This is a genomic window from Deltaproteobacteria bacterium, assembly GCA_005879795.1.
Classification (GTDB): Bacteria; Desulfobacterota; Binatia; order DP-6; family DP-6; genus DP-6.
This window is the reverse complement of record VBKJ01000005.1, coordinates 1-7,209: the sequence shown is the minus strand read 5'-3', so window position 1 is coordinate 7,209 and position 7,209 is coordinate 1. Positions and strand designations below refer to the sequence as shown.

Sequence of the window (7,209 nt, the reverse complement as noted above, 5' to 3'; positions counted from 1 at the left end):
TTTTTCTTGCTCCGCACACCTGTTCACCGCTGGGCGTCTGAGCGTCTCGTGCCTGGCGGCTGTAAACGGTGTGGGGGTGCGGTGCGGTGCTCTGGGGTGTAGGTCAACTGGCAGACCGCCCGGCTGTTAACCGGGAAGTTGGTGGTTCGAATCCACCCGCCCCAGCTCGACAAGTTCAAGCTCGCCTGATGCTTCCGCTTCGCTGTCCCACGACTCGGGTGAGCCCGTGACGGTTGCGTGACGGTTTCGGTCGCCGATCTCGCCCAAGAGTCGATCCACGGCTGTGGCGGCTTCTTCGAGCCGCGGGTCGCGGGGGCGCAAATAGCGACGGGCCATCCCGAGATCCACGTCCCCGATCCAATCGAGCGCGAGCTTCAGATCCCGCGTGAGCTCGAGCACATCCCCGGCGATCGCGCGACGGAAGCCGTGCATCGCGCGATACGGAAGATGCCGGACGCCGGCGCGGCGCTCCGCCTTCGTTAGCGCGAGCCAGAGCGCCTGGGCGGTCCAGGCGGCCCGCTCGTCATCCGCCCCGTTCCATCGCTGACGGTGCGGCGTATAGAAGACCCAGGGCCCCGCGTAGCCATCGCGTTCGCGCCATTGCCTCGACACGACCAGGGCCACCCGGGCACCGTCGGTCATCGGCTGCACGCGCTCTCGGCCGGTCTTGTCCCACCGCGCGCGCCAGGCAATCTCGCCGCGTTTGAAGTCGAGATCCCTCCACTGGAGGTGCAGGATCGCTCTCATCCGAGCACCCTGGTAGGCAGCGATCGCAACGGCGGTCCACGCGCGCCATTCCGTGTGCCGATCGGGACGCAGCGCTTGGAGGATTGCATCCCGCTCCTCGCGAGCGTACTCGGCCGGCGGCTCAGGGCGGAGATCCTTCGCCACTTTGAACCGGTACAGCGCGAGCCGGTTCATGCCGAGGAGCTCGCGGCGCTGGCCCCAGTTGTACACGGTCTTCACCACGCCGATCGCCTTGTGGATCTGGCTAAGGGCGTAGTCTTGACGTTCAAGGGCTGCCCGGAAGTGATCGACGTCGCCGAGCCGCGCTTCTTCGGCTGTGAAGTCTCGTCCCAGGAAGAGCTCCCAACGGCTCCAGTGCTCCCGGTAGTTGGTCTGAGTCTTCGGGCGCAGGTGGGGGAACTCCGCTTCGACGTACCTCTCCCAGAGCTCTCGCAGCGTGCGCCGTACCACCGTCGGTCGCGGCCCAAGCGTCCGAGCCTCGGCGAACCCCCGCGCCCACGCCTTCGCTTCGGTACGGCCCTCGCGGGTGTTGGGCCACGACTTCACGCGGCGGATCCCGTCGTCGTACCATTGCACGCGGACGAGCTCGCCGCCACGCTCGACGAGGACACGGACGCCGCCCCGACTGGGGCCGAACATGGCGAGCGTTTTCCGTTGGCGCGTCACGATGGAGTCGCCTCAAATGCTGCCCGCCGGCCGGCGGCTCGAGCCGCCAGGGGGTTGGCGCGTTGCGGAATCACGAGCATCCGATACCAACGCTTGCGACCTTCGCGCCGGGTGTGGCCGGCGCGTTCCCACTCCGGGAACTGCGAGCGGAGCCAGCCGCGCGAGCGCCCTGAGCGCAGCAGGGCCTCGTCCTCCGACAGCCACCGAAGATAGTCCTCCGCCGCCCGCGTGACCGCCTCCGCGGACCGCTCCATCTGCTCGGCCTCGCGGTCGTGTCCCCGCCGGCGGAGCACCTGGGCGTCACCCCGCCAGTCGGCGAGCAGCTGCTCCAAGCTCCGCGGCTCGTCGCTCACGTTGCGCGCTCTGCTCCCCGCCGTGTGCCGGCGGCGCGTGGCGGATCTAGGGCGCGGACGGCCACGTGAACGAGCTTCTTGGGCTCCAGGCGGAGAAGCTTAGTTGCCGTACGACGGGTAGCGGGCATGCGGCTCCGGAGCAGCGGGGAAGCGTCGAGACAGGTCCCCTCACTTATAAATAGTCCCGAATAGGGGCGAGCGTGCCAGCAGGGGCTCCCCGCCGTAGGTCTGGCTGGCGATGAGCAGGGTGTATGTCTGGGGTGTGTGGGCCCTTGAGCGCCCGCAGGGCGCGAACGGGCGGCCTGGCGAGATATCGATGTGCACGTGCACCGGCACGTGCACCGATATCTCGCCACTTGCTTGCACGGCTAAGAACGCTGCGAGAATCAGTGCAGGGTGGAAATCCGGCTCATCGTGTGGAAATCTCGTCGGCGGGTGGTGGTACAGGTGGGCTCGCGGCTTGGAAGCCTGCCGAGCCAAGCGGTGTTCTGAGCGTCGGTTTTGTAACTCGGTCCCCGACGAACAACCGGGAATCGTGCGAACCGCACAACAGAATCACAACGCGCGACCCCCTGAACTTGCTCAGGGCGTCGTCGCTTCTGACCCCTTGAGGCTGCAAGAAGCTCCCTACGGCTCGCGATGGGTGAAGGCGTGGCGCAGTGTGGGTGAAAAACTGATAATACGTCTGTCGAAGCCAGAGCTTCCACTTGAGATGGGGGGACGCTTGCCGAAGCGACGCTCGCGACGCCCAGCCGGCCGGCGCACACCCGAGGGAACTGGGATCGCCGAGGTCACGCGAGTCCGCGAGCGGTTCGAGCGTCTGCTCACAGCGGGGGTCGAGATCTTCTCGGAGCATTCCTTGGAGCGCGTGCTCCAGCGGGTCGTCGATGCCGCCCGGGAGGTGGTGGGAGCGCGTTATGCGGCGCTGGGCGTCTTGAGTCCCGACGGCACCTCGCTGGTCCAGTTCGTAACGTCGGGGATCACTCAAGCCGAGCGGGACCGGATCGGGGACCTCCCACGCGGACGTGGCCTGCTCGGCCTCGTGATTCGCGAGCCGGCGCCCATTCGGACCGCGGACATCAACCGTCACGCGCAGCGCTACGGTTTCCCTCCGCACCATCCTCCTATGCGTTCGTTTCTGGGCGTGCCCGTCGTCGCCCGTGGCAAGGTGTTCGGCAATCTCTACCTCACCGAGAAGGTCGGCGTGGACGAGTTCAGCGTGGAAGACGAAGCCATCGCGGTACTGCTCGCTGCGAGTACGGCAGTCGCGGTTGAAAACGCGCGGCTCCACGAGGCGAGCCAGGACCTGTTGGGCCAGGTCCGGGCCATGCAGCGCCAGCGGGACTTGTTCTTCGCGATGATGAACCACGAGCTGCGTAACGCGCTCACCGGCGTCTACGGTTGGGCGGAGCGACTGGTCAAGGGGAAGTCGGCCGAATCGATCGCACAGGCCGCGCGCGAAGTGTACGAGGGCGCAGACCGGACGATCACGCTCCTGAACAACTTCCTCGACCTCACCCGCCTGGACGCGGGGAAAGTACATCCGGTGTGGCGCGAGGTCGATGTACCCAACTCTGTGCACCGCGCGCTCACCGGTGTGCGCCCTGCGGCGGAGGCGAAGGGCGTCGCACTCGACGAGCGCAGTCCCGATGCTCCGCCCCCTCTCCGCACCGACCCCGTTCGGCTCGAGCAAATCCTCGTGAACCTGCTGTCGAACGCCGTGCGGCACAGCCCCGAGGGGGGCATTGTCACCGTCCTGGTTGAGCCTCAGCCAGCCGCGGTGGCATTCCGGGTCAGCGACCACGGACCCGGGATCCCGACGGAGCTGCAGGAGCGGATCTTCGAGCCGTTCGAGCGCTTTGACCCCCATTCGGGAGTTGGGACGGGGCTCGGTCTCCCAGTCTCCCGACGATTGGCCGAGGTGCTCGGCGGACGGTTGACCGTCGAGAGCGTGGTCGGTCGGGGCGCCACGTTTAGCCTCAGCCTTCCCTTGGCACCTCCGTCAGCGTGAAGGTTTCTTCAGGCGTCCTTTGGTCTCGGTTCAACTCCACCCCCTTAGTGTCTGATCATGAAGATTCTCGTCGTTGAGGACGATCGCAAAGTTGCCGGATTCATCGAGCAGGGCTTGCGGGAAGAAGGCTACGCCGTCGACCTCGCGCCGGATGGCGACGAAGCGACGATGCTCGCGCACGTGTACGAGTATGACCTGCTCGTGCTCGATGTGATGCTCCCGAAGAAAACGGGACTGCAGGTCGCCGCCGAGCTGCGGCGCGAGGGGAGCAAGACACCGATCTTGATGCTCACGGCGCGCGACGCGACGGAAGATGTGGTGCGCGGGCTGGACGCTGGCGCAGACGACTATCTCGCCAAGCCGTTCAAGTTCGAGGAGCTGCTCGCCCGTGTGCGGGCGTTAGTCCGCCGCGGTGGCGCCTCACGCACCGAACTGCTGAGCTACGGGCCGGTCCAGGTGGATCGTCTGAAGCACAAAGCCACAGTCAATGGGAAGCGGCTCGATCTCACCCCGAAAGAGTTTCAGCTGCTCGAGCACTTCCTGCTCCGGCCGGAGGACGTGCTCCGCCGGACGGAGCTCCTGGAGAAGGTCTGGGATATGCAGTTCGACCCCGAAAGCAACGTGGTGGACGTGCACGTGGGGAACTTGCGCCGCAAGCTAAAAGACGCGGCCGGCGTGGAGGTGATCCACACCGTGCGCGGGGTGGGGTTCCGGTTGGCGACACCGGATCGGGTGGATTCGTGAAGCGCTCTCTCCGTCGCACGCTCGTTCGCTGTGCCGCCCATTCCTGCGCGGGGACTGCATGACCGACCAGGAGGCGGCCGCCCGGGCGAAAGCCAGCTACGCCCGGTGCTCTGTGGCGCCGGAATTCTTCGACGCGTTCTACCGTCGGTTCTTCACGCTCTGCCCTGCCGCTCGACCCATGTTCGCCAAGACCGACTTCGATCGGCAGCACCGGTTGCTGCGTCACGCCTTCGGCCTGCTGCTGAACTTTCCCGCGCAGCCGGACGGCGAGCCCACGATTCTTTCGCGCGTCGCCGACCGGCACAGCCGGCGAGACCTCGCCATCGATCCCGCGCTCTATCCGCTGTTCATCGACAGCCTGATCGACACCGTGAAGCAATACGACCATGAGTTCACGCCCGCTGTAGAGGGAGCCTGGCGCACGGCGGTCGCGACGGGCGTGGAGTACATGCAATCGAAGTACTGAGGGCACACCCCGCCTCGCGTGAAGATCTCTTCACGCGGCCTTCATGTCTGGCCTTCCCTACGCGTGGCAAACTGTTCCCTGCAGACGGAGTTCCAACTTCGGACCAGGAGCCGTTATGTCACGCCACATCGGGACGGTCTTCCTCATCTGCACTCTGATCACGGGCGCCGCACGCGCTGCCCTCGCCGACCGTCGCGCCGGAGACCGCGAGCGAGAAAACACGGCTAGGGCGCTGCGGGTCTACGCCACGCGCTACGCTGTCTCTGACGTCACGCCAACCTACGCACGCCAGACCGGCCTGGCGTGCAGCGCCTGCCACACCCATTTCCCGGAGCTCACACCCACGGGGCGGGCCTTCAAGCTCAACGGCTACGTGTTCCGCAGGAGTGAGTCCCTCGAGGGCAAGAACCCCGAGGGCCAACAGAGCCTGTTGCTCAACCTGGTGGCGCCGGTGTCGTTGATGTTCCAGACATCGTACACCAGCACGAAGAAGGCGCTGCCCGGCACGCAGAATGGCACGGTGCTTTTCCCGGACCAGCTGAGCCTCTTTACCGGGGGCGAGATCACTCCGCACGTGGGTGGTTTCCTGCAAGTCACCTTTGATCCGCAGAGCGGTCAGTTGGGGGTCGACAACGCGGACTTCCGCTTCGCGACCCATGCGACCCTCCTATCCAAGCGTACCGCGCTCGGCCTGAGCGTGAACAACAACCCGACCGTCCAGGACATTTGGAACAGCACGCCTGCCTGGAGCTTCCCCTATGGCAGCTCGGCCGCCGCTCCGACACCGGCCGCCGCGACGCTCGTCGATGGTACGCTGGCCCAGCAGGTGGCGGGGCTGACGGCGTACGCGATGTGGAACGATCGAGTCTACGGGGAAGTCGGCGCCTACCGCTCCGCACCGCTCGGGGTCCAGCGCCCGCTCGACGCGACCGCTACGGGTGTGATCCAAGGCGCCGCACCGTACTGGCGGGTCGCGTTCCCGAACGTGTGGGGCCAGAACTATCTGTCGGTTGGGACCTACGGCATGGCGGCGAGCGTCTTCCCCGCCGGCGTCGTGGGGCCGACCAATCGATTCACCGATTTTGCGGTGGACCTCGCGTACATGCACTCGTTCGGGTCGAACAGCGTCACTCTTGACGGGACCTGGATCCACGAGAAGCAGACTTGGACCGCCGGGGGCGCGGCGAACCCCACGAACACGCTTCGCACGTTCCGGATGGCCGCCATGTACCACATCGGTCAGCGGTACGCGTTCACTGTCGCGCCGTTCGTCACCACGGGCACGAGCGACGACCTGCTCTACGCCCCGGCGCCCGTGGTGGGGAGTCGTACCGGCAGCCCCAAGAATGACGGCCTCGTTGCCGAGGTCGACGTCATGCCCTGGCAGAATCTGCGGCTGCAATTCCAGTACGTTGCGTATGATCAGTTCAACGGCAGCTCGCGCGATTACGATGGGTTCGGGCGCCGAGCGAGCGACAACAACACGCTGTACATCCTGACGTGGCTGCTGTACTAGCGGCGAGCGTCGTCCTCATAAAGAGAGAGACTGTCCCTATGCGGCGGCCCATGCGGTGGACGATGCGAGTGCGACGCGGGCTCCTCCTGGCTGGCACCCTCCTCCTCGGGGCGGTCGGCGCTCGAGCGCAGAGCGCGAAAAGCGGCAAGATCGATCCAACCTGGCTCCGCGCCGATGCCGCAAGTAAGACCGCCGAGTTCAAGCTCGTCGCGGGCCTCACAGAGGCAAATGGTGGCATGAACTTCAACGGGTTCGGCCGGGGCGGCCTGGTGCTGACGGTGCCGCGGGGGTGGAACGTGGTGTTTCATTTCAAGAACGAGGACCCGAACCTGCCCCACTCGGTAGAAGTGATCGCTGATGCGGAAGTGATCCCCGTCGGTCCCGTGCCACCGGCGTTCGAACACGCCACGACCGGGCGGATCGAACAGGGCTTCCCGACTGGGCAGGGCACCGATGTCCGGTTCGTGCCGGGGAAGGCCGGATCCTTCCTCATCTTCTGCGCCGTGCCCGGTCATGGTGTCGCTGGGATGTGGATCCGGCTCGCGGTCTCCGACGCTGTCGACAAACCCGCGCTCGCGACTGCCCCCGAGCGGTAGCCGAATTTTACGCAGGGTTCACTGTTAGCCTTGTCGTGGAGGGTCCAAACTGGAGTGCCAGGGCGGACCTTTCTCGCCGGCGCCGGTAGGCGCTCGAACCGCGCAAGTCC

7 protein-coding genes and 1 tRNA gene are annotated in these 7,209 nt (G+C 66.2%); 6 read left to right on the top strand and 2 right to left on the bottom strand.

The window, feature by feature from the left end:
* The first annotated feature begins 92 nt into the window (after nt 1-92).
* A tRNA-Asn gene (locus E6J59_00155) sits at nt 93-165 on the top strand.
* Here E6J59_00155 and E6J59_00150 read toward each other — a convergent pair.
* Together E6J59_00150 and E6J59_00145 are read right to left on the bottom strand one after the other, a co-directional pair.
* The gene (locus tag E6J59_00150; GenBank protein ID TMB24572.1) at nt 127-1,386 is read right to left on the bottom strand and encodes a hypothetical protein; all 1,260 of its coding nucleotides are present in this window, start codon (nt 1,384-1,386) and stop codon (nt 127-129) included. The genes E6J59_00155 and E6J59_00150 overlap by 39 nt on opposite strands.
* A 23-nt stretch (nt 1,387-1,409) precedes the next feature.
* Nucleotides 1,410-1,766 carry a hypothetical protein gene (locus tag E6J59_00145; GenBank protein TMB24571.1) on the bottom strand — a complete coding sequence of 119 codons (357 nt, stop codon included), beginning with the start codon at nt 1,764-1,766 and terminating at the stop codon, nt 1,410-1,412.
* Between the two features lie 238 nt (nt 1,767-2,004).
* On the opposite strand from E6J59_00145, the gene E6J59_00140 reads away from it, so the two are divergent.
* The 5 genes from E6J59_00140 to E6J59_00120 all read left to right on the top strand — a co-directional run bounded on the left by E6J59_00140 (nt 2,005) and on the right by E6J59_00120 (nt 7,099).
* The gene (locus E6J59_00140; GenBank protein ID TMB24570.1) at nt 2,005-3,777 is read left to right on the top strand and encodes a GAF domain-containing sensor histidine kinase; all 1,773 of its coding nucleotides are present in this window, start codon (nt 2,005-2,007) and stop codon (nt 3,775-3,777) included.
* A gap of 57 nt (nt 3,778-3,834) precedes the next feature.
* Nucleotides 3,835-4,521 (top strand): response regulator transcription factor, encoded by a 687-nt coding sequence (locus E6J59_00135; protein TMB24569.1) that lies wholly within the window; start codon nt 3,835-3,837, stop codon nt 4,519-4,521.
* Nucleotides 4,522-4,579: 58 nt separating this feature from the next.
* Complete coding sequence (locus E6J59_00130; GenBank protein TMB24568.1) at nt 4,580-4,987, top strand: globin; 408 nt, start codon at nt 4,580-4,582, stop codon at nt 4,985-4,987.
* Nucleotides 4,988-5,102: 115 nt separating this feature from the next.
* On the top strand, nt 5,103-6,503 hold the full coding sequence (locus tag E6J59_00125) for a cytochrome C (GenBank protein TMB24567.1): 1,401 nt from the start codon (nt 5,103-5,105) through the stop codon (nt 6,501-6,503).
* A gap of 38 nt (nt 6,504-6,541) precedes the next feature.
* A complete protein-coding gene (locus E6J59_00120; protein TMB24566.1) occupies nt 6,542-7,099 on the top strand; it encodes a hypothetical protein in 558 nt (185 codons plus the stop codon).
* Nucleotides 7,100-7,209 lie beyond the last annotated feature (110 nt).

Excerpts from the sequence above, each read along its gene's own strand:
- E6J59_00125 (TMB24567.1), top strand. The coding sequence starts at position 5,103 with ATGTCACGCCACATCGGGACGGTCTTCCTCATCTGCACTCTGATCACG.
- E6J59_00135 (TMB24569.1), top strand. The coding sequence starts at position 3,835 with ATGAAGATTCTCGTCGTTGAGGACGATCGCAAAGTTGCCGGATTCATC.
- E6J59_00130 (TMB24568.1), top strand. The coding sequence starts at position 4,580 with ATGACCGACCAGGAGGCGGCCGCCCGGGCGAAAGCCAGCTACGCCCGG.
- E6J59_00120 (TMB24566.1), top strand. The coding sequence starts at position 6,542 with ATGCGGCGGCCCATGCGGTGGACGATGCGAGTGCGACGCGGGCTCCTC.
- E6J59_00150 (TMB24572.1), bottom strand. The coding sequence starts at position 1,386 with ATGTTCGGCCCCAGTCGGGGCGGCGTCCGTGTCCTCGTCGAGCGTGGC.
- E6J59_00140 (TMB24570.1), top strand. The coding sequence starts at position 2,005 with ATGAGCAGGGTGTATGTCTGGGGTGTGTGGGCCCTTGAGCGCCCGCAG.